This is a genomic window from Neorhizobium sp. IRS_2294, assembly GCF_050500145.1.
Lineage (GTDB): Bacteria > Pseudomonadota > Alphaproteobacteria > Rhizobiales > Rhizobiaceae > Neorhizobium > Neorhizobium soli.
Genome location: NZ_CP191439.1, coordinates 158,576 through 178,521, shown reverse-complemented (window position 1 = coordinate 178,521; position 19,946 = coordinate 158,576). Strand labels below are relative to the sequence as shown.

Annotated in this window: 22 protein-coding genes and 1 tRNA gene; 8 read left to right on the top strand and 15 right to left on the bottom strand. The window is 60.0% G+C overall.

Translation table 11 applies throughout. The annotated features are described in order from the left end of the window. Positions 1 to 2: 2 nt before the first annotated feature. From ACQY1K_RS00890 to ACQY1K_RS00875, 4 genes are all read right to left on the bottom strand, one after another. Positions 3 to 1,565, bottom strand: a complete 1,563-nt coding sequence (locus ACQY1K_RS00890) for a type II and III secretion system protein family protein (protein WP_430258051.1) — start codon at positions 1,563 to 1,565, stop codon at positions 3 to 5. A gap of 13 nt (positions 1,566 to 1,578) precedes the next feature. After that, positions 1,579 to 2,385, bottom strand: coding sequence for a Flp pilus assembly protein CpaB (gene cpaB, locus ACQY1K_RS00885; RefSeq protein WP_062454122.1), 807 nt, complete (start codon positions 2,383 to 2,385; stop codon positions 1,579 to 1,581). Positions 2,386 to 2,504: 119 nt separating this feature from the next. After that, positions 2,505 to 3,023, bottom strand: coding sequence for an A24 family peptidase (locus tag ACQY1K_RS00880; protein WP_062454123.1), 519 nt, complete (start codon positions 3,021 to 3,023; stop codon positions 2,505 to 2,507). Between the two features lie 102 nt (positions 3,024 to 3,125). Then, on the bottom strand, positions 3,126 to 3,296 hold the full coding sequence (locus tag ACQY1K_RS00875; protein WP_062454124.1) for a Flp family type IVb pilin: 171 nt from the start codon (positions 3,294 to 3,296) through the stop codon (positions 3,126 to 3,128). A gap of 415 nt (positions 3,297 to 3,711) precedes the next feature. On the opposite strand from ACQY1K_RS00875, the gene ACQY1K_RS00870 reads away from it, so the two are divergent. From ACQY1K_RS00870 to ACQY1K_RS00840, 7 genes are all read left to right on the top strand, one after another. Then, positions 3,712 to 4,110, top strand: a complete 399-nt coding sequence (locus tag ACQY1K_RS00870; protein ID WP_092664131.1) for a pilus assembly protein N-terminal domain-containing protein — start codon at positions 3,712 to 3,714, stop codon at positions 4,108 to 4,110. 157 nt (positions 4,111 to 4,267) lie between these two features. After that, entirely contained in the window at positions 4,268 to 4,921 is a 654-nt protein-coding gene (locus ACQY1K_RS00865; RefSeq protein WP_430258050.1) for a TadE/TadG family type IV pilus assembly protein, read from the top strand. After that, the gene (locus ACQY1K_RS00860) at positions 4,921 to 5,511 is read left to right on the top strand and encodes a TadE/TadG family type IV pilus assembly protein (RefSeq protein WP_062454127.1); all 591 of its coding nucleotides are present in this window, start codon (positions 4,921 to 4,923) and stop codon (positions 5,509 to 5,511) included. The genes ACQY1K_RS00865 and ACQY1K_RS00860 overlap by 1 nt, the downstream gene beginning before the upstream one ends. 114 nt (positions 5,512 to 5,625) lie before the next feature. Further along, entirely contained in the window at positions 5,626 to 6,846 is a 1,221-nt protein-coding gene (locus ACQY1K_RS00855; protein WP_430258049.1) for a phosphopentomutase, read from the top strand. Further along, a complete protein-coding gene (locus tag ACQY1K_RS00850; RefSeq protein WP_430258048.1) occupies positions 6,843 to 7,829 on the top strand; it encodes an adenosine deaminase in 987 nt (328 codons plus the stop codon). The genes ACQY1K_RS00855 and ACQY1K_RS00850 overlap by 4 nt, the downstream gene beginning before the upstream one ends. A 59-nt stretch (positions 7,830 to 7,888) precedes the next feature. Then, positions 7,889 to 8,518: a uracil phosphoribosyltransferase gene (gene upp, locus ACQY1K_RS00845; protein WP_062454129.1), complete on the top strand. Its 630-nt coding sequence runs from the start codon at positions 7,889 to 7,891 to the stop codon at positions 8,516 to 8,518. Between the two features lie 113 nt (positions 8,519 to 8,631). Further along, positions 8,632 to 9,156 carry a TIGR02281 family clan AA aspartic protease gene (locus ACQY1K_RS00840; protein WP_184654340.1) on the top strand — a complete coding sequence of 175 codons (525 nt, stop codon included), beginning with the start codon at positions 8,632 to 8,634 and terminating at the stop codon, positions 9,154 to 9,156. 3 nt (positions 9,157 to 9,159) lie between these two features. On the opposite strand, the gene deoA is transcribed toward ACQY1K_RS00840, so the two are convergent. The 10 genes from deoA to ACQY1K_RS00790 all read right to left on the bottom strand — a co-directional run bounded on the left by deoA (position 9,160) and on the right by ACQY1K_RS00790 (position 18,591). Further along, positions 9,160 to 10,470, bottom strand: coding sequence for a thymidine phosphorylase (deoA, locus tag ACQY1K_RS00835; RefSeq protein WP_430258047.1), 1,311 nt, complete (start codon positions 10,468 to 10,470; stop codon positions 9,160 to 9,162). 5 nt (positions 10,471 to 10,475) lie between these two features. Then, positions 10,476 to 11,246, bottom strand: coding sequence for a deoxyribose-phosphate aldolase (deoC, locus tag ACQY1K_RS00830; RefSeq protein WP_430241307.1), 771 nt, complete (start codon positions 11,244 to 11,246; stop codon positions 10,476 to 10,478). 112 nt (positions 11,247 to 11,358) lie between these two features. Beyond that, positions 11,359 to 12,147 (bottom strand): purine-nucleoside phosphorylase, encoded by a 789-nt coding sequence (locus ACQY1K_RS00825; RefSeq protein WP_192087668.1) that lies wholly within the window; start codon positions 12,145 to 12,147, stop codon positions 11,359 to 11,361. Next, complete coding sequence (locus ACQY1K_RS00820) at positions 12,144 to 12,548, bottom strand: cytidine deaminase (protein ID WP_062454134.1); 405 nt, start codon at positions 12,546 to 12,548, stop codon at positions 12,144 to 12,146. Before ACQY1K_RS00820 ends, ACQY1K_RS00825 begins: the two co-directional genes overlap by 4 nt. Before the next feature lie 5 nt (positions 12,549 to 12,553). Then, positions 12,554 to 13,525: an ABC transporter permease gene (locus ACQY1K_RS00815; protein ID WP_062454135.1), complete on the bottom strand. Its 972-nt coding sequence runs from the start codon at positions 13,523 to 13,525 to the stop codon at positions 12,554 to 12,556. A 4-nt stretch (positions 13,526 to 13,529) separates the two neighbouring features. Next, on the bottom strand, positions 13,530 to 14,648 hold the full coding sequence (locus ACQY1K_RS00810; protein ID WP_430258046.1) for an ABC transporter permease: 1,119 nt from the start codon (positions 14,646 to 14,648) through the stop codon (positions 13,530 to 13,532). 76 nt (positions 14,649 to 14,724) lie between these two features. Beyond that, positions 14,725 to 16,245 carry an ABC transporter ATP-binding protein gene (locus ACQY1K_RS00805; RefSeq protein WP_430258045.1) on the bottom strand — a complete coding sequence of 507 codons (1,521 nt, stop codon included), beginning with the start codon at positions 16,243 to 16,245 and terminating at the stop codon, positions 14,725 to 14,727. 78 nt (positions 16,246 to 16,323) lie between these two features. After that, positions 16,324 to 17,316: a BMP family lipoprotein gene (locus ACQY1K_RS00800; RefSeq protein WP_430258850.1), complete on the bottom strand. Its 993-nt coding sequence runs from the start codon at positions 17,314 to 17,316 to the stop codon at positions 16,324 to 16,326. A gap of 253 nt (positions 17,317 to 17,569) precedes the next feature. Further along, on the bottom strand, positions 17,570 to 18,220 hold the full coding sequence (msrA, locus tag ACQY1K_RS00795; protein WP_062454138.1) for a peptide-methionine (S)-S-oxide reductase MsrA: 651 nt from the start codon (positions 18,218 to 18,220) through the stop codon (positions 17,570 to 17,572). Between the two features lie 41 nt (positions 18,221 to 18,261). After that, entirely contained in the window at positions 18,262 to 18,591 is a 330-nt protein-coding gene (locus ACQY1K_RS00790) for a hypothetical protein (protein ID WP_062578669.1), read from the bottom strand. A 187-nt stretch (positions 18,592 to 18,778) separates the two neighbouring features. Here ACQY1K_RS00790 and ACQY1K_RS00785 point away from each other — a divergent pair. Beyond that, a tRNA-Ser gene (locus ACQY1K_RS00785) sits at positions 18,779 to 18,868 on the top strand. A gap of 48 nt (positions 18,869 to 18,916) precedes the next feature. On the opposite strand, the gene ACQY1K_RS00780 is transcribed toward ACQY1K_RS00785, so the two are convergent. Beyond that, the gene (locus tag ACQY1K_RS00780) at positions 18,917 to 19,924 is read right to left on the bottom strand and encodes an NAD-dependent epimerase/dehydratase family protein (protein ID WP_062454140.1); all 1,008 of its coding nucleotides are present in this window, start codon (positions 19,922 to 19,924) and stop codon (positions 18,917 to 18,919) included. Positions 19,925 to 19,946: the final 22 nt, after the last annotated feature.

Here is a 19,946-nt window from a genome sequence, read left to right as displayed (position 1 = left end):
GCTTACTTGTAGATGAAGCCGACGGAGCCATGATACTGGCTGCCACCGCTTTTGGCCGGCTCATTGCGGCCGTAGATCTTGTTGACGCGGTTCAGGAAGAAGGAAGCCGCGTCGTTCTCAGGATTGAAGTTGTCATCCGGGCGGGCGATCTCGTTGCGGGCCACAGGCCTTACGAGATAGGGCGTCGCGATGATGACGAGTTCGGTCTCGTTGCGGATGAAGTCCTTGCTGCGGAACAGCGTACCGAAGACCGGAACCTTGGAGATGCCCGGCAGTCCAGACATCGCCTGGCGGACATTGTCCTGCACGAGGCCGGCGATGACGATCGAACCACCGGAGGGAAGCTCGACCGTGGTTGAGGCTTCGCGCTTGCGGATCGACATGTATGTGTTGCCCGGAACGCTCAGGCTTGTGCCGTTGCCCGTCGTTACGGAACCCTCATAGGTCGGCTCCGAAACATTGGTTTCGATATTCAAACTGATACGGCCAGGCGACAGAACGATCGGCTTGAAATTCAGCTCGATGCCATAGTCCACGGTGGTGATGGATCGGTTGACCGTCGTCTTGCGGGTTTCGTCGTCAACGTTGACTTCCTGCTCCGCTGGCAGTCGATACTCGCCGCCAACATAGAATTTAGCCTGCTGACCCGAAATCGCCGTCAGGCTTGGTTCGGCAAGCGTGCGCATGACGCCGGCCTGTTCCATGGCATTCATGGTTGTGGCGAGAGTGGCTGCACCAACGGAGCCAGACAATGCCCCCTGGCTTCCCAGACTGACAGCATTCCCCAGATTCGCAGGATTGAAGAAGGAAAAGCTACCCTTGTTGCCGCTGATCGAGCCGTTGAAACCAAGCTGTTTCAGGACCTGGCGGCTGACTTCCGCAACCGTGACCTTGAGCGTGACCTGGTCTTCGCCCTCGATCGTCAGCAGGTTGACGATCTGCGACTGCTGGCGGTTTTCGGCGAAGATATCCGCATCGCCGTTATTGCCCTGTGCGGTGATGTTGCGGGTAGTTGCTTCACCGCCCTTCAAGAAGGCGCGCGCGAGCTTTTCCGCCTGCGACGAATCCTGCGGCGTGCGCACCGTGCCCGACAGCACGATGTTGTCGGAGATGATCTCGACCTTGATGTCGGATTCCGGCAGGAACCGGCGAAGGTTCTGCTGCAGACCGGAGATGTCGCGTTCGATCTCTACGTCGAGACTGACGATCTCCTCGCCGTTCGGGCCGAACACAAAGATATTGGTCTGGCCGACAGTCTTCCCGAACAGGTAGATGCGGCGCGAGGTTCGCGTGACCGCATCGGCAAGCGAAGGATCGGCGACCAGTATGTCGTGCGCATCGGCCGGGAGATCGACAACCAGCGCCTTGTTCAAACCGAGTTGGACACGGCGTTTCACGCCCGGGCCGCCTTCGTTGATGCGGATAAGGTTGGCATCGGAGGCGGCGACCGCATCGCGGACCGACAGACCGACCGGCGCGTATCCGCCTGGAAAGCCCGATACCGACAGGCAGAGGGCTATCCCGGCGACCGAGGACCTACGAATTCTGGCTCTTAGCTTGCTCATGTGCCCGCCCCGTTCACTTCGTCTGCTGTGAGGCAGAACTTTTGACGATCGCCCCTGATTTGATGACCTGGACCTCTGCCTTGCCGCCGCCATGCAGCAGATAATCTGCTGCAACCGTATCGGCTTCCTGGGCATCCGCGACCGAACGGAGAGCAAGCGTCAGGCGCTCTGCCATCTGCTGCGCCACCGTGATGATCTTTGCCTGATCGGGGGTCAGTTCCAGCGTGGCGGTCGTTCCGACCACCGACTTGCTGCCATCCGGCGCCTCCTGGATCTGCTGGTCGATCGCGAGCACCCGGACGTTGTTGAGGACGTTTTCGGTGATGAAATTGCCGCTGTCCTTGTTCTCGCGCACCATGATCACGTCGACGCGGTCATTGGGGAGCACGAAGCCGCCAGCCCCGGTGGCGACGGAAATTTCGGTCGCGACAGCGCGCTTTCCGGACGGAAGCAGCGAGGACATGATGCGGCTGGAGGAGTCTGCAATCTTCTCGGCGCGGATCGGCTCGCCCTTGAAGATCGGCAGGCGCACGACGGAGCCGGCGACATCGGCGATGGCATCCGGCCGGGCGTCGCTCGTGATAAAGCCTTCGACGACGCTGCCGTTCGGCCACTCTACCCACTGAACCGACTTGTCATTGAGCCGGCTGCCGACGGGAATGTTCTCAGCCGAAACGAGAACTTTCGTCGTCGGCTCCCGCTGGATGACCGTCTCGACGAGGTCCGGGCCCTTCTGACCAGTAAGGCGCATCGCCAGCAGGCCGGCAAGACCTGCCGCTACAACTGCGACTGCGAGAATCATAAGACGAGCGGGCTTCATGAGCTTCCTCGGAGGAATACAAATCAATCCTCGAGAGCATGCGCCGGAATGGTGTAATTATGGTTAATAGGAAGCTTACGATTTGGGTTAACGCAATGTTACCCTGCCGTGCGCGTCGATTAGCTTGCGGCCAGAAGCACAAGATTGACGACAGGCGACTGCTGGAAGGTCAAGTAGCCGCCGATCGCGATCGCGATACCATACGGAATCTTGCTTTCTGTCACCAGCGAAGCCGGCAGGCGAATCCCCATTGCCATTGCTGTATTGGCGTTTGCTCTCAACAGCAGGAAGATGAGTGTAATAAATCCGCCGACGAAGGCGACGGTGACCAGAAACGAAATCAGGGCGGGCGTAAAGCCGAACCAGATTGCCGTTGCCGTCAGAAGCTTGGCATCGCCGCCACCCATAACGTTCATCGCAAACAGCATGAAGCACACAGCAAACACAGCGGAAGCTGCGGCAATACTCATCCCATAGTCCGCCCATCCGAGACCGACCAGCGGTGCGAAGACGAGAAACGAAACGAGGATAGCCGCAGACAGCTTGTTCGGGATCTTCATGGTGAAAAGATCGCTGATGGCAGCGAGCGCAAGACAGAATGGAACGATCAAGGTTACAATGACAACCATTTCAAGCATCCTTTTTGCGCCGCGTCCCTCGATCTTATGTATCAAGGCCTAAAGCTGTAAAACCGCCCCTGGTGGGGCGGTCTACACTTAGACATCACGGTTGTTAAGAACTTACTGCTGGTTCAGCTTGGTAGCGAGGTTCTTGAACTGGTTGTTCAGAGCGCCGCCGAGCGTGGTCGCACCGGCGATCAGGGCCACGGAAATGAGAGCTGCGATGAGGCCATACTCGATGGCGGTCGCACCAGACTCATCCTTCATAAAACGAGCAAAAATCTTGGACATGGAATCTCCTATTCCCACCTACGGTTCAGCACTTACCGACAACTGTTTTCCGCTGTTCGGATAACCCAAACTAACCCCAGACGATTGCTATCGACTTAACGAAGAACCTTTCCAAAGTGTTAACTCCCCTGATACGGCACATTGGGTAAACAACCCACCAACAGCATCATTCAAATCGAAAACTGCGTCCCCGAACATTATATTTACCTAATAAAATATCATAAACATGCGGATATGGGATATTTGCAGCCGCATTTTTGCACGGAAATGCCGCTCTTGTTCCTGTCATCATTGGTTAACGTTTCGGAAAGCTCAGCCTCGAGATGTTTACTTAAGGCTTCATTCACCATTCCACGCCATCTTTGAGACACGACTGTTCATCGATTCAAAGGCCACCACGATGGTTGTGCGCAAAATGCTCGTTGCCTTCGCATGCCTTTGCGGCATTGCCACAAGCCTCAGCGGCCCGGCATTGGCGCAGGAAGACGGCCTTGTGCGCGTGTTCATGAATCACGCGCGGGTGCTGAAACTGGATAGGCCAGTGGCCAAGGTGATTGTTGGCAACGCGGAAGTCGCCGACGCGACCGTGGCCGACCCGACAACCATCGTCCTGACGGGCCGTGCGTTTGGAACGACCAATCTCGTCCTGCTCGATGAGGACGGCAATGCAATTGCCGACGAACGTATTCTCGTCTCCATTGACGAAGGCAATACGGTTCGCGTGTACCGTCAGACCGAGCGCTCTGTTCTCTCCTGCACGCCCAACTGCGAGCAGCATGTGGAATTCAAGAATACGGCTGGTGCAACGCCCTGACGGCCTTGATCTGACACGACGCCAGACAGAAAATTGCCCAGCTGCGTCGCCCGACCTGCTCTACGTGGACACAGGTGCCTAAACTCTAATCCCATTCGGCAACGGAATATCAATATTCCCCTCCTAGTATCGCGGCTCGAATGGACCGGGGGCGGCAATGCATCAGAACGATAGGCACACTGACGGCGCTGGCGCGTCGCGCGTGCCGGCGACGCACTCTCGGCGTCCATGGCGCCGGTTCAGCCGGTCCACGGATGGTGCCGCGGCGATCGAATTTGCGCTCCTGGCCATCCCCTATTTCGTGATCGTCTTTGCCATCATCGAAACCTTTGTTGCCTTCGCCGGCGAGCAACTGGTTGCCAATGCCGTCGACACGATGGCCCGCAAGATCAGAACAGGCAACATCACCTACGCTCTCGGCCGTCCCGGCACCGATATGGACCGGACGAAATTCCGGACCGCGTTCTGCGGCGAGATTGCGATCCTGATCAAATGCGATGCATCGGAAATCGCGACCCCGAACAAGCTCTGGCTCGACGTTCGCAGCTTTACGACCTTCTCAGCGATCCCGAAGACAGTGCCCCGGACACCCGCAAACACGACATTCGGCGAACTGGATACGGCCTCCATCAACTACTATTCGCCGGGCGGGCCAAAGACCGTCAATATGCTGAGGGCCTATTACAAATGGGAGGTCATCACCGATCTGGTGCGGCCCTACATAACCAATGTCCGGCCAACCAACGGGACACGGCCCAACTACTTCCTGATCGTCGAGACGGCTGCATTCCAGAACGAGGACTATCCGTGATGGCGACCCCAACAACCAGGCGGGCTGCACAGACCGGATGGCTCTGCCGCTTCAGGGCATTGATCGTTGACACGAAGGGCGCGGGCGCCGTCGAGTTCGCGTTGATCGTGCCGCTTCTGATCTTTCTCTACATCACGGCATTCGAGCTGACGATTGCGCTCAGTGTCTCCAAGCGAACCGCGAGTTCCGCAAGCACGATTGCCGACATCACGACGCAGCAGGCGAGCGTGACCCCGACGTGGCTTGCCACAATGAAGGATGTGACGGGCAGCATCTTTGCGCCCTACGCGCCGCAGAACCTGAGCCTGAAGATCACCGGCGTGCAGCTGGACGCAAACAGCAATCCGACCGTTGCCTGGTCGTGGGATCAGTCTAACGGCAAGCCGTACGCGGTGGGCAGCACCGTCAACGTTCCGAGCGACATGCGCACAGCCAGCACGTTTCTGGTGCGTACAGAGCTATCGGTTACGCACAAGTTGCTGATGATCATGCCGGGACTGCTTCCGCCTCAGCTCCAGACGATCACGCTCAGCCGCCAGTACTACTACCGTCAACGCGTCGGAACCAGTATCGACTGTAACGGCTGCTGACGCGGTCCTCTGCTTCCCCTTTGCCAACATGATCGCGCGACTATATGTATCGCCATCCGGGCAGGTGATTTGTGTCACTTGTCCGCACAGGCGATTTCAATTTCCGGGTGACAGATGGCACGGGCCTTCCTCTTCGTTCTCGATTCCTTCGGCGTCGGCGGCGGCCAGGATGCGCAGGCGTATCATGACCTTGGCTCCAACACGTTCGGCCATATTGCCGAATTCTGTGCCGCCGGTGCCGCGGACCGAGCCGGCTTGAGGCAGGGACCGCTCAGCCTTCCGAACATGTCCTCGCTCGGCCTGCTCGAAATCGCAAAGCTTGCCAGCGGCGACTACCCGATCGGCATGCAGCGGCCCGAACGCGTTTTCGGCCTTCACGGCGCGGCAAACGAACTGTCGCTTGGCAAGGACACGCCGTCGGGACATTGGGAAATCGCCGGCACGCCGGTCACCTTCGACTGGGGTTATTTCCCGACCGAAGGCGATGCGTTTTCGCCCGAACTCGTCGAGGCGATCTGCCGCGAAGCCGATATCCCGGGCATTCTCGGCAACTGCCATGCTTCGGGCACAGACATCATTGCAAAACTCGGAGAAGAGCATGTCCGGACGGGCAAGCCGATCTGCTATACATCGAGTGACAGCGTCTTCCAGATCGCCGCGCACGAGACCCATTTCGGGCTGGAGCGGTTGTTGAAGCTGTGCGAGACCGTGCGGACGCTGCTCGATCCCTTGAATATAGGAAGGGTGATTGCCCGACCATTCACTGGCGAGACGCCGGAGACGTTCGAGCGAACCGGCAACCGGCGCGACTATTCAGTGCTGCCGCCGGAGCCGACATTGCTCGACCGGCTGGTTTCGGCGGGCCGAACCGTCCACGCCGTCGGCAAGATCGCCGATATCTTCGCGCACCAGGGCATCAGCCGCGTGATCAAGGCAAACGGCAACCACGCCCTGATGGATGCGACGCTCGACACGATGGCGCAAGCCGAGCAAGGCGATCTCGTCTTCACCAACTTCGTCGATTTCGACATGCTCTACGGACACCGTCGCGACGTCGCGGGCTATGCGGCCGCGCTCGAAGAGTTCGACCGGTCTCTTCCGGAAGTGCATCGCCGCCTCCAGCCGGGCGATATGGTGATCATCACCGCCGACCACGGCTGCGATCCGACCTGGCGCGGCACCGACCACACACGCGAGCGGGTGCCGATCATGGCGTTCGGTCCCGGCATTCGCTCCCGCTCGATCGGGCTCAGGCCGACTTTCGCCGACATCGGTGAGACAGTCGCTGCCCATCTCGGCATTCCTGCCGGAAGACACGGATGGAGTTTTCTGTGACGAAGAACTTTGTGAAGGCCGAGATCCACTGCCACATCGAAGGTGCCACGCCCCCGCATCTGGCACGGACGCAAGCCCAGAAATACGGCGTGGACATCGCCCCTCTCCTCTCCGGTGACACCTATACCTGGAAGGATTTTTCCGAGTTCATCCTGAGCTACGACGCCATCGCCTCGCTGTTCCGAACGGAAGCCGACTATGCGCTGCTGACGGAGACCTATCTCTGCGAGCTTGCCGCCTGCAACACGATCTACAGCGAGATCATCGTATCGCCTGATCATGGCGACCGCATCGGGCTCGGTGCCGACGCCTATCTCGCCGGTATCTGTGACGGGATCCATGCCGCGAAGGAAAAGACCGGGATCGAGACACGCATCATCGTGACCGGCGAGCGGCATTTCGGCCCTGACAGCGTGATTGCCGCCGCGGAATACGCTGCCCGATGCTGCAACCCGCTCATCACAGGCTTCAACATGGCCGGTGAGGAACGCATGGGTCGTGTCGCGGATTATGCGCGCGCATTCGATATTGCCCGCGACGCAGGGCTGGGCCTGACGATCCATGCCGGCGAAGTCTCCGGGGCATTCAGCGTGTCCGACGCGCTCGATCTCGTGCGTCCATCGCGGATAGGCCACGGTGTACGCGCCATCGAAGATCCCGCTCTGGTCGAGCGGCTGGTCGAGCTCGGAACCGTGCTGGAAGTCTGCCCCGGTTCGAATATCGCGCTGCAGGTCTTTCCGGATTTCGAGAGCCATCCCCTGAAAGCCCTGAAGGCTGCTGGTGTGCGGGTCTGCATCAATTCCGATGACCCGCCGTTCTTCAAGACTTCGCTTGCCCGGGAATACGACATTGCGGCGGAGGTCATGGGTTTTAGCGAAGCCGAAATCGATGCCATGACCCGTGTCGCGATAGAGGCGGCTTTTGTGGACGAGGCGACCCGCGCCGCGCTGCTTGCCAGGTTTGACGCTACAGCGACACAATGACGACTTGCGCGCGAGACCATTTTCCCGGATGAAGACACGGATAACAGAGAGGTAAAATTATGGACGGCGTGACTGTCATCGATCATCCGCTGGTGCAGCACAAGCTGACCATCATGCGCAAGAAGGAAACCTCGACGGCCGGCTTTCGGCGGCTGTTGCGCGAGATTTCCATGCTTCTCTGCTATGAAGTGACGCGCGATCTCGACCTCACCATGGAGACGATCGAGACGCCGCTGACGCAGATGCAGGCGCCCGTCGTCGAAGGCAAGAAGCTCGTGTTCGTGTCCATCCTGCGTGCCGGCAACGGCCTTCTGGAGGGAATGCTTGAGCTGGTGCCATCGGCGCGTGTCTCGCATATCGGCCTCTACCGGGACCATGACACGCTGCAGCCAGTGGAATACTATTTCAAGGCGCCTGAAAATCTCGATGAGCGATTGCTGATTGTCGTTGATCCGATGCTCGCGACGGGCAATTCGGCGATCGCCGCGATCGAAAAGCTCAAGGAGCGTGGGGCAAAGAACATCCGTTTCCTCTGCCTTCTTGCAGCCCCGGAAGGTCTCAAGAATTTCCAGGACGCGCATCCCGACGTGAAGATCTATACGGCTTCGATCGACAGCCACCTCAATGAAAAGGGCTACATCATGCCCGGCCTCGGCGACGCTGGTGACCGGATGTACGGCACGAAGTAACGCAGTTCAGACTTTGCTTACCTAGATTTCATGCCAATGGCCCGCGGAGCTTTTCGCGGGCCATTTTTTCATTGTCCTTTGTTACCTTCAAGGCGAACTCGCAAAGGATGACCATGCTTCTGCGCACCCTTGTTTTCGCTGGCCTCGCAGCTCTGCTTGCAACGCAGATACCGGCGGTGATGACGCTTGTTGATCGCGTGCCGGAGCCTGCGAGCGGCACTGCGGAAACGCCGAGCTCTGCGAAGGCCCAACCCGCTTCCGTGTCCCCCGGCCGGGTGCGGCTGTCGGCCGATGGCAGAGGCCATTTCAGCGGCCAGTTCCGGATCAACGGCAAGACGGTGGAAGGGCTGGTCGACACGGGCGCATCGGCAGTCACCATCAACGAAAGCACGGCCCGCAAGCTGGGCTTCGGGGTCAACAGTCTCGATTTCCGGTATCAGATGAATACGGCGAACGGCAAGACGGACGGCGCGCGCATCATCCTCGATCGCATCGAGATCGGCAACGTCCGGGTCAGACAGGTCGATGCCTTCGTGCTGCGCGACGAAGCGCTTTCCAGCACGCTGATCGGCATGACCTTCCTGAAAAAACTGAAATCCTTCCAGGTCGAAGATGGCAGCCTGACGCTGATCCCTTAGCGATTACTCGACCCGGCCCAGGATGACCGGCGGCATGACAGGGGCTTCGTCAGACACCGAATAGCAGGCGGTGACGTCGGCCGCAGCGCGCGCTGCATCGTCTTCCGTTGCCGCATGGACCATGGCGATCGGCTGCCCCTTGGAAACCTTCGTGCCAAGCGGGAGAATGGCATCGATACCGACACGATGGTCGATCGCGTCTCCGGCACGGCGCCTGCCGCCGCCAAGCTCCACCACTGCGATGCCGAGTGCGCGCGTTTCGCAGGTGGCGAGAAAGCCATCGGCAGGAGCGAGGACCGGGCGAATGACTGGCGCCTCCGCAAGATAGACATCCGGCCTATCGCAGAAATCTGCCGGACCGCCCAGCGCATGGGCCATACGAGCAAAGCGTTCCAGGGCTGCACCGGATGCCAGTGCCCGTCGCGCAACCTCTTCAGCCTCTGTGATGGTCGCAACGAGATTGCTGAGAACCAGCATTTCCGCGGTTTCGGCGATCACGACGCTTTCCAGTCGCGTCCCTGCTTTCTCTCCCTTGAGGACCGCGAGACAGTTTCTGATCTCCAGCGCGTTTCCGGCAGCATCGGCAAGCGGCTGGTTCATATCTGTCAAAAGAGCCACGGTCTTCAGGCCTGCGCCATTGGCGACATCGACCAGCGAGCGCGCGAGAAGCTCAGCCTCGTCCTTTGACCGCATGAAGGCACCGCTGCCGACTTTCACGTCGAGGACCAGAGTTTCGAGACCGGCTGCGAGCTTTTTCGAGAGGATCGAGGCTGTGATCAGAGAGACGGCTTCGACCGTCGCCGTGACATCGCGGATCGCATAGAGCCTGCGATCGGCCGGTGCCAGTTCCTGTGTCTGGCCGACGATGGCGCAACCGATATCCCGGACGATGGCACGCAAGCGTGTTTCATCCGGCATCACGTCGTAACCGGGTATTGCCTCGAGCTTGTCGAGCGTGCCGCCGGTATGGCCAAGGCCGCGGCCGGAGATCATCGGAACGGCAAGCCCGCAGGCAGCCGCAAGCGGGGCAAGCATCAGCGAGACGTTGTCGCCGACGCCGCCGGTCGAATGCTTGTCGGCCACTGGCCGCGCCGCATCCCGCCACTGCATCACACGACCGGAATCGCGCATCGCCAGCGTCAGCGCGATCGTTTCGTCCCGCGACATGCCCTTGAAAAACACAGCCATGGCGAAGGCTGCAACCTGCCCTTCGGAGATCGTCTCATCCGTCATCGCCGCGATGAAGGCGGCGATGTCATTCGATGACAGAACCTCGCCATCGCGTTTGCGACGGATGATCTCCTGCGGGATCATGGCGCCTAGTAGCCGGTGGAAGCGCGGGATGCGGGTGCGCCGCTCAACACGCCCAGGATATCGTCGAGAAGACTGGACGCGCCGAAGCGGAATGTCGACGGCATGAGCCAGTTCGGACCCATGGTCGATTCGGCAAGGCGAAGGTAGAGATCCGCATCCGCCATTGTGCTGATGCCACCGGCCGGCTTGAAGCCGATGCGCTTCTTCGAAGCGCGGATGGCACGCAGCATGCTGTCTGCCGCTTCCAGTGTCGCGTTGACGGACACCTTGCCGGTGGAGGTCTTGATGAAATCGGCACCGGCAGCGATTGCGAGTTCCGAACCGCGTCCCACGAGCGATGCGTCCTTCAGTTCTCCGGTCTCGAGAATGACCTTGAGGCAGGATTGCGGGCAGGCTGCGCGCACGGCCTCCACCATGTCGGTCACCGCCTGCTCGTCGCCCGCCATAAGCTTGCGATAGGGAATGACCAGATCGATCTCGTCGGCGCCATCTTCCACCGCCTGCCGGGTCTCTTCGACCACGGAGGCGACCGGCAGGTCACCACCTGGGAAATTCACCACCGTCGCGATGCGGACCTTGTGACCGTGCCCCAGGATCCCGCGCGCATAGGCGACAAAGCGCGGCCAGATGCAGATTGCGGCCGCGGCCCCATAGGGTGTCTGCGACCGCGCGCACAGTTTCTCGATTGCGGCATCGTCGCAGTCGTCGCGCAGGTTCGTAAGGTCAAGTAGCGAGAGCGCAAAGGACGCTGCTTCGCGTGGACTATGCAGTTCCATGATCTGCCTCCCTTAAAGAGCGGACATATTTATCGTTGAGAGGATTATATGCAAGCCGTCGGGACGAGTACGGCCACCGACGGACAGCTATCCAGCTGAATTGAAACGGGAATCAGGCCAGCATTTCCTTGAGGACGGCAGCCAGCCGCTGGCCGCCGACCGGGGCCATATCCTTGGTTTCATCGTGACTGAGTTCGGCACCCGTCATTCCGGCGCCGAAATTCGTGATCACGGACGCTGCTGCGACCTTCATGCCGAAATAGCGGGCGAGGATGACTTCCGGCACGGTGGACATGCCCACGGCATCGGCGCCGAGCGTTCGGGCCATGCGAATTTCCGCAGGCGTTTCGAAGCTTGGGCCCGAAAACCACATGTAGACTCCGGAAAACAGTGGAATGCCGGCTCGTATCGCGGCATTGCGCATATCCAGCGTCAGGCCCGCATCATAGGCCGAGGTCATGCCCACGAAGCGCTGGTCGCCGCGTTCGCCGATCAAGGGGTTCATGCCGGAATAGTTGATGTGATCCGATATCTGCATGACCGAACCCGGCGGCATGTCTTCCCGGAGCGAGCCTGCGGAATTGGTGAGGATCAGGGTCTGGACACCGAGACCGCGCATGACCTCGATCGGGAAGCGCATCGCCTTGGCATCGCCGTGCTCGTAATAATGCGCCCGGCCGGACAGCATGATCACAGGCTCTTCGCCGAGGTAGCCGGCGACCAGTTCGCCGGCATGGCCCGTGACGCCGCTGACGGGAAAGCCCTCCAGCATCGTATAGGGAATGCGGACCTGATCGCGCACTTCTTCCACAAGCGTTCCAAGGCCCGACCCCAGCACGACCGCATGGCGCGGGATAAGGCCATCCAACCGGTCGACGAGCAGATCGATGACGTCTCTCATCCGATCGTATCCGTCTCAAAGGCGTAGGGCAGAAGTTCCGCCATGGTCACGGTCTTCTGCACGCCGGCATCATCGCAGAGATAGATGAGCGTATCGGCAGAGGCGAATTCGGAGATCTTCTGGCGACAGCCACCGCAGGGCGTGCAGAGCGGAAGTTTTTCGGCAATCACCGCAAGCGACTTCACCTTCTTGCCGCCGCCCATGATCATGGCGCCGATTGCCGTCGGTTCGGCACACCAGCCTTGAGGGAATGACAGGTTCTCGATGTTGGCGCCGAGATAGACCTTGCCGTCATCGGCAAGGATTGCGGCGCCGACCGGGAACTTGGAATAGGGCGCATGCGCTTTCGACATGGCATCGCGGGCAGCTTCGAACAGGTCGTGTGGCGAAAATTCGGACATCGCGATTAGCGCTCCTTTGTATAGGGGACACCGCCGGCCTTGGGCGGGCGGGCAATGCCGATAAAGCCGGCGAGTAGCACGCAGGTGAGGATATAGGGCAGCGCCTGGAAAATCTGCACCGGCACCTCGCCGATCAGCGGAAGCGACTTGCCCTGCATGAAATTCGCGAAGGCATCAAGAAAGCCGAACAGCAGGCATGCGAACATGACCGGCACCGGTTTCCACTTGGCGAAGATGAGCGCTGCAAGCGCGATGTAACCCTTGCCGGCCGACATGTTGTTGATGAAGGCCGCCGACTGCGCGATCGCCAGATAAGTACCGGCAAAGCCTGCGAGGAAGCCGGTGACAATCAACGCCCTGTAGCGCAGCCAGCTGACCGAGATGCCGGCCGTATCGACTGCACCGGGATTTTCGCCCACGGCACGAAGACGAAGGCCGAAGCGGGTGCGGTAGAGGATCCACCACGACAGCGGCACCATCAGGAAGGCGATGTAGGTCAGGATATTGTGGCCCGAGATCACGTTCGCATAGAGCGGACCGATGATCGGCACCTCCCGCATCATGTCTGCGCCTGGTAGAGTGATGCTGGAGAAGCGGCCGGATGCCGGAACCTGTCCCGTGCGTCCGCCCTGGCTGAACCAGGCCTGGCCGAGCACGATGGTGAGGCCCGCCGCGATGAAGTTCAGCGCGACGCCGGAGACGATCTGGTTTCCGCGGTTGGTGATCGAGGCAAAGCCGTGCAGCATGGAGAAGAGGATGGCCGTGACGATGCCCGCGCCAAGTCCCGCCCAGGCATTGCCGGTGTAATAGGCGACGCAGGCCGAGGCGAATGCCGATACCAGCATCTTGCCTTCAAGCCCGATGTCGAAAATACCGGCGCGCTCGGAAAACAGGCCAGCGAGTGCGGTAAACAGCAGCGGGATCGACAGGCGGATCGCAGAACCGAGAATGCTGATGAAAACTTCGAAATAATCCATGCGCCTATCTCCCCCCTGCCGGTGATCGGGCAAATTGCTGGTAGGCACGCACGATTGCTGGTCGCAGCATATATTCGAGCGCTCCGGCAAACAGGATGACCATGCCCTGGATGACGACGATCATGTCGCGCGTGATCGCCGGCATGTCGAATGAAAGCTCGGCGCCGCCCTGATAGAGGATGCCGAACAGCAGCGCCGAAAGAACGATGCCGGCTGGGTGGTTGCGTCCCATCAGCGACACCGCAATGCCGACGAAGCCTGCGCCACCGACAAACTCGATCTGCAGACGGGCGGATGCGCCCATGACCGGGTTCAGCGCCATCATGCCGGCAAGGCCTCCGGAGATCAGCATCGTGATCATGACGATCTTCGAATAGCTGATACCGGCATAGCTTGCGGCAGAGGGGCTGATCCCGAGCGTGCGCATTTCATAGCCGAGCTTGGTGCGCCAGATCAGAACCCAGACGAGGAAGCACATGATGAGTGCAATCAGGAACGAGAAGTTGAGCGGAGCCGCACCGAGCTTGCCGCCGAACATGGCGATCAGCCAATCGAGCTTGGGCAACTGGCCGCCCGGCAGAAAGGTGCGGCTTTCCGGCGCCATCTTGCCCGGAACGATCAGCATATGCACCAGCACATAGTTCATCAGCGACGACACGATGAAATTGAACATGATCGTGGTGATGACGACGTGGCTGCCGCGCTTGGCCTGAAGCCAGGCGGGGATGGCGGCGCAGGCGGCACCGAAGAGTGCTGCCCCGATCACCGCAAACGGCATCGTCACATACCAGGGAACATAGGCATCGAGCGAGAGCGCCACCAGCGCAGCGCCAAGACCACCGAGATAGGCCTGGCCTTCCGAGCCGATGTTGAACAGGCCGGAATGGATGGCCACTGCGACCGACAGGCCGGTGAAGATGAAGCTCGTGGTATAGAACAGCGTGAAACCGATGCCTTCGCCACGGCCAAGCGCGCCGACGAGAAGCAGTTGCAGGGCTTCGAACGGGTTTTCGCCGATCGCCCACACCACGATGCCGGAAAAGACGAAGGCGAGCGCGAGGTTAAGCAGCGGTATGACGCCGTAATTGATCCAGCCAGGCAAGGGCACGGATGCGGTGCTCATGCGCCCTCTCCCTTCCAGTCGTTTGCAGGGAGAAGCCCAGGCATTGTAAACTCCAAAAATATCACTCCAGGCCGGATCATGCTGCGATCCCGGCCATCATCAGGCCCAGCGTCTGCTCACCGGCCTCGCCCGACTTTTCGCCGACGACCTTGCCGGCGAACATGACAAGGATACGGTCTGACAGGGAGCGGATCTCGTCAAGCTCGACCGAGACCAGAAGCACGGCCTTGCCGGCATCGCGCGTATCGATGATGCGCTTGTGGATGAACTCGATCGCGCCGATATCGACGCCGCGGGTGGGCTGGCCAATGATCAGCACATCCGGATCGCGTTCGATCTCGCGGGCAACGACGATCTTCTGCTGGTTGCCGCCGGAGAAATTGGCGGTTTTCAGCCGCGCGTTCGGCGGGCGGATGTCGTATTTGACGATCTGTTCCTCGGCCTGCTTGCGGATCGCATCGAGGTCCAGCATGGCGCCGCCATAGCGGCGATCGCGATGATAGCCGAGGATGGAGTTCTCATATTCCTCGAATTTGAGGACCAGGCCCATGTGATGGCGGTCTTCCGGAATGTGCGCGAGACCGAGTGCGCGCAACATGGCGGGATCTGAACCGGCAATCGACTGGCCGTTGACGATGATCTCGCCGGAGGACGGCTTGCGGATGCCGGCGATGGCCTCCAGCAGTTCCGACTGGCCGTTTCCGGCAACACCCGCAATGCCGACGATCTCTCCGGCGCGGACCTCGAACGACACGTCGTCGACCATGGTCACGCCGCGGCTGTCCTTGACGGTGAGGTTCTTGACCGACAGCAGAACCTTGCCCGGATCGGCCTCGCCCTTTTCGACACGCAGCAAAACGCGGCGACCGACCATCAGTTCGGCAAGTTCTTCCACCGTCGTCTCAGCAGTCTTGCGCGTGGCCACGATCTCGCCGCGGCGCATGACGGAGACCGTATCGGTGATCGCCATGATCTCGCGCAGCTTGTGGGTGATGAGAATGATCGTCTTGCCCTGGTCACGCAGCACGCGCAGGACCTTGAACAGGTGGTCCGCCTCGGGCGGTGTCAACACGCCGGTCGGCTCGTCGAGAATGAGGATTTCGGCGCCGCGATAGAGGGCCTTCAGGATCTCGACACGCTGCTGGCGTCCGACCGGCAATTCCTCGATCACCGCATCAGGATCGACGTCGAGGCCGTAATTGTCCTCCAGACGCTTCAGCTCCTTGCGGGCACTGGCCACGCCCCGGCGCAGCAACTGGCCGCCCTCGGCGCCCAGCATGACGTTTTCGAGCACCGTGAAATTTTCGACCAGCATGAAGTGCTGGTGCACCATGCCGATGCCCGACGAGATCGCGGCCTGGCTGTCGCGGATCGTCACCGGCTTGCCGGAGATGCGAATCTCGCCCTCATCGGCCTGATAGAATCCGTAGAGGATCGACATCAGCGTCGACTTACCGGCGCCGTTTTCGCCGATAATGCCGTGGATCGAGCCTTTGGCAACCGTGAGGTTGATGTTCTTGTTCGCGTGCACAGCGCCAAACTTCTTGTCGATCCCGACAAGTTCGATCGCCGGCTCTTTCGCAGGTTCGAAGCTCAATGATCCGCCCTTCCACTGGATATACAAAAAGGGCGCATGACGACATCGATCGCCATGCGCCCTTTGATGGTTACCTGCTTACATCGGGCAGGCGTTGTCCGACATGTAGTCGTGAACCTTGACGGTGCCGGCAATGATGTCAGCCTTGGCCTTGTCGACGGCTGCCTGCATTTCAGGGGTGATCAGCGACTCGTTGCTGTCGTCGATCGCAGCCGAAACGCCGTCTTCCTTGACGCCGAGCGACTGGATGCCGGCCGTGAACTTGTCGTCCTTAAGATCCTTGTAGGCATTGTAGACAGCCAGATCGACGCGCTTGACCATCGAGGTCAGGACCGAACCCGGATGAAGGTGGTTCTGGTTGCTGTCGACGCCGATCGAGAACTTCTTGTTGTCGGCCGCCGTCTGAAGCACGCCAAGACCGGTCGCACCTGCTGCCGCGTAAACCACGTCGGCACCCTGATCGATCTGGTTCTTGGTGAGCTCGCCACCGCGAACCGGGTCGTTCCAGGCAGCGCCGGTCGTGCCGGTCATGTTCTGGAACACCTGCGCATCAGGCTTTGCTGCCTTGACGCCCTGGGCATAGCCGCAACCGAACTTGCGGATCAGCGGAATATCCATGCCGCCGATGAAGCCGACCTTGCCGGTCTTCGAGGCGAGGCCTGCGAGAACGCCGACGAGATACGAGCCTTCCTCTTCCTTGTAGAGAACGGAACGCACGTTCTTCAGGTCAACGACGGAATCGACGATGACGAACTTGGTGTCCGGGAATTCCGCGGCAACCTTCTCCATCGCCGATGTCCAGGCAAAGGAAACGGCGACGACCGGGTTATATCCGCGGCTTGCGAAGTTGCGGATAGCCTGCTCGCCCTGCGTATCGTCCTTCGGCTCGAAGTCGCGATAGTCGGTGCCGGTTTCCTTTTTGAACTGCTCGGCGCCGGCATAGGCTGCTTCGTTGAACGATTTGTCGAACTTGCCGCCGGTGCCATAGACGAGCGCCGGCTTGACTTCGGCGGCGATCGCTGTCGACGACAGCGCGGCCACGGCGACGAGGCTCAAAAGTGTTTTTTTCATCATTCAGCCCTGTTTTTTTAAGTTAGGTCCTCCCGCAGCGCCTCACAAAGGTATCGCTCACGGTCACCTGCCCCCCTCTTCGAAGGCTTGGCTGTCGAATACTCTTGCATGGGTGTTGGAAAATTTCACGAGATTTTTTTCGTTTGGTAAAAAACCACAGGCAGGTCGCAACCCTGCTCAAGGCTTCACCAAATTCGCGCCGGCGTCGCTCAAATCCATGGCGGCCTGGGATGATTTTAGGCAGCCAGCCCGGCTAGGCGACGGGACAGCTCACCCCTGTTCCGCGCAAGCCGCAATAGCCGCCGGGGTTCTTCGCCAGATACTGCTGATGGCACTCCTCGGCGTAGTAGTAATTGCCAATCGGCGCGATCTCGGTCGTGATCGAGACGTCACGCCCCGCAGCAGTCAATGCAGCCTGAAACGCGGCAAGCGCCTTGCCTGCCGCAACCACCTGCTCTGCCGACGTGGTATAGAGCGCGGACCGATAGGTCGTGCCGATATCATTGCCCTGCCGCATCCCTTGCGTCGGATCGTGCTCCTCGAAAAACAGCTTCAGAAGCTGACGGTAGGAGACGATCTCCGGATCGAACACGACTTTCACGATTTCCGCGTGCCCGGTCAGCCCGGTTGTTGTCTCGTGATAGGTCGGGTTCGGGGTCAAGCCGCCCGCAAAGCCGACTGAGGTGACATGAACGCCCGGGACTTGCCAGAACAGCCGCTCGGCGCCCCAGAAGCAACCCATGCCGAAATACGCCACATCCAGACCTTCCGGATAGGGTTCCTTCAGCGCGCGGCCGTTGACGAAATGATGGTCCGACGTTGCGACCGGTGTCTCTCTGCCGGGCAGGGCCTTTTCGACCGATGGCATGACAGTTTTCTTGCTGAACATATCGATCAAGAACATTTCAACCTCCCGAGTGAGGCGCGCCTCGCCTGCCTCTTGCCCTATCTAGCAGAAAAACGCCCGAACGGCGCGGGTTTCCTGTATCCGACCATCCAGAAAAACAGTGCCAGCCCGAGAAAGATCGCAAAGGCCGGCTGCGCCAGAACCGGGGCCACGTAGGGACGCCAGATATCCGAGCCTACATAGGAATTGGCGGAAATCTCCGCCATCGTCAGGCCTTCGGGATCGAAGTTCAGCCAGGCATTGCCGAGGCTTGTCATGACGACCGAGGAGGAGGAAACCGAATTGACCGAGTCCATCGTGCCGGCGACGACGGCTGCGATGAGCGCCGCGAGGCTCAAAGCCCGCATCAGAAACCTTACCGTCCTCATCGCAGGCTCCCCTGATGGCACTCAATCGCTGCAGGAAGCAAAATAGTGGCAAGCCTGATCCGTGACAACGCATGACATAAGATTTGTGCAACTGGCGCAAATCGTCCAGATTCCGGTTGATCCTTGGAAATTCATTGGTATATATCGCGCCGACCGCTGCTTCGCCCAGGGCTTGCGTCGGTTTTAAGGACAGGTGGCCGAGTGGTTGAAGGCGCACGCCTGGAAAGTGTGTATACGTGAGAGCGTATCGCGGGTTCGAATCCCGCTCTGTCCGCCATCACTTCCCAACCCAATCTTCAGACTTCCCCGTTGAACATTCCGAGCGCTAGTCGATCTGGCTGCGGTGTTCCAGATACCATTCGACGAAAGCCCCGACGCCCTCGTTGAGGCCGATCTCGGGTTTGCGGCCGGTCAGTGCGAGCAGCAGGTCGGGGCTTGCGAAGGTGCGGGGGACGTCGCCCTGCTGCATCGGCAGCATTTTCCGTTTGGCCGGTTTGCCCATGATCTTCTCGATCGTTTCGACGAAATCCATCAGACCGGCAGGCTGACCACCGCCGATATTGACGATGCGGAACGGACCCTGATGCGACAGCGTGTCGATACCGGCGACGCGGTTGTCTTCAGACGGAATGATCGACGCGAGATCCACGATCGAATCGACGAGGTCGTCGATATAGGTGAAATCGCGGCTCATCTTGCCTTCGCCGTAGATCTCGATTTCCTGATCCTCGATCATCGCCTTGACGAATTTGAACAAAGCCATGTCCGGCCGGCCCCAGGGGCCGTAGACGGTGAAGAAGCGGAAGGCCGTGGTCGGGATCTTGTAGAGATGGGCGTAGCTATGGGCCATCGCCTCCATTGCCTTCTTGCTGGCCGCATAGAAGGTGAGTGGCTCGTCGGCCTTGTCGGTTTCGCGGAACGGAATATCCGGATTGGCACCGTAGACCGAGGAGGTCGAAGCCAGCAGAAGGTGGCCGACATTGGCTTCGCGGGCCGCTTCGAGCACGTTCCACGAGCCGATCAGATTGCTATCGAGATAGGCCTTGGGGTTTTCGAGACTATAGCGGACGCCCGCCTGGGCGGCGAGATGGACGATCACGTCAGGTTTGAATTCGCGGGTTGCCGCCTGCAGCGTTTCCCGGTCTTCCAGCATCGCCTCGACGGGGCGAAAGGAGGGAAACTGCACGAGGCCGGCGACGCGCGCTTCCTTGAGCTTGAGGCTGTAATAGGGCGTCATTCCATCGAAGCCGAGAACCTCGTGACCATCCTGGAGCAGACGCCGCGCCAGATGAAAGCCAATAAATCCCGCCGTGCCAGTGATGAAATACCGCATCGATCGTCCCGCAATTGCTTTG